A 1117-nucleotide genomic window follows, 5' to 3' on the forward strand; every position below is an offset into this window, starting at 1 on the left:
AAGCAAAACCAAACATCACGGCGTCGATAAGTAACATTGCAAAAATTGCTATTGATAAAATTTCATTTAAACTCATTCTGATCTCCTTAAGGCTGCAAAGTCTCGCCGGTGTTCTCAACACCGCTGCTCTTGCAAATTTTCGTAATTGGGGGGCGCTGCTCTTGCATTAATGTCTGTAAGCGCTCTGGATAAAAAAAATCTTCTGGACGTAAATCTATCCCATGGTCACGTGCGTAATTTAATAATTTTTGTTGGTGCTTTGCTGGTATAAGAGCACGCCATCTAGAAACAGATGACGCATCTCTTTGCACTATGGCTGCTACAGTTTTGAAACCACCTAGATATTTTATAATTGTTCTCGAAGCCATATGTAATCTCCATAACAGCGCAATAAATAATTGCACTTTTTACATATGTCAACAAAAAATGCACCTTTTGCATTTTTGCATTTTACGTATTTTTAGGGATAATAATTAGATTATGAGTAGCAATATTGAAAAAAGTATCCAGCAATGGCTAGAAAAAAAATTAGACGAACGTGGACACGGTGCACAAATAGAACTAGCCGCCTACCTAGGAATCCATCAATCCACTATAAGCAGAATGATTAATCCTTACAAAAATGGAAAATCAAGAAGCATAAGTATTGGGGAATTAGTTAAAATAGCTGAGTTTTTTAACGAGCCCCCCCCAAATTTCTTCAATGATGTTGATCAAGAATTGATGAATTTTTATCGTGATCTTTCTGAAGAAAACAAGAAATCTGTGATTTTATATATTGAGTTTTTAAGGCAATCAAAAGATAAGTAATAGTTTCTTTTTCTTTCTGAGAAAACCCTTGTAAAATGTTAGAATCTTGTTCTGCGATTTGCATTTTGTATCTCCATAAATTGTGGATAGTGCATTTTTTAAAAAAATATACCTAACATAAATATGCACTTTTTACATTTTTATGTTGATACTTGCACTTTTTACATATATTCATCTCCATATCTTAAAAACCAACCGTTGCCAATAGGCTGTATGGAGGTAGTTGTGAACAAACCAGTGCTTATAAATTCTCATGAAATTTTATTAGTTGTCTGTGAAGATGAAGAGCAAAATCTCGCTAAATATG

At 33.8% G+C, this 1117-nt stretch carries 2 protein-coding genes and 1 pseudogene; 2 read left to right on the forward strand and 1 reads right to left on the reverse strand.

The window, feature by feature from the left end; genetic code table 11:
• Positions 1 to 86 precede the first annotated feature (86 nt).
• On the reverse strand, positions 87 to 368 hold the full coding sequence (locus tag T429_RS0108535) for a hypothetical protein (RefSeq protein WP_005773357.1): 282 nt from the start codon (positions 366 to 368) through the stop codon (positions 87 to 89).
• A 112-nt stretch (positions 369 to 480) separates the two neighbouring features.
• Here T429_RS0108535 and T429_RS0108540 point away from each other — a divergent pair, with 112 nt between their 5' ends.
• On the forward strand, positions 481 to 810 hold the full coding sequence (locus tag T429_RS0108540) for a helix-turn-helix domain-containing protein (protein ID WP_026500981.1): 330 nt from the start codon (positions 481 to 483) through the stop codon (positions 808 to 810).
• A 123-nt stretch (positions 811 to 933) separates the two neighbouring features.
• Positions 934 to 1117: pseudogene (locus T429_RS11120) on the forward strand (hypothetical protein); the annotation flags it as partial.

This window comes from Bartonella elizabethae F9251 = ATCC 49927 (assembly GCF_000518165.1).
Taxonomy (GTDB): domain Bacteria; phylum Pseudomonadota; class Alphaproteobacteria; order Rhizobiales; family Rhizobiaceae; genus Bartonella; species Bartonella elizabethae.

Coding starts and splice junctions, on each gene's coding strand:
- T429_RS0108535 (WP_005773357.1), bottom strand. CDS start 368: ATGGCTTCGAGAACAATTATAAAATATCTAGGTGGTTTCAAAACTGTA.
- T429_RS0108540 (WP_026500981.1), top strand. CDS start 481: ATGAGTAGCAATATTGAAAAAAGTATCCAGCAATGGCTAGAAAAAAAA.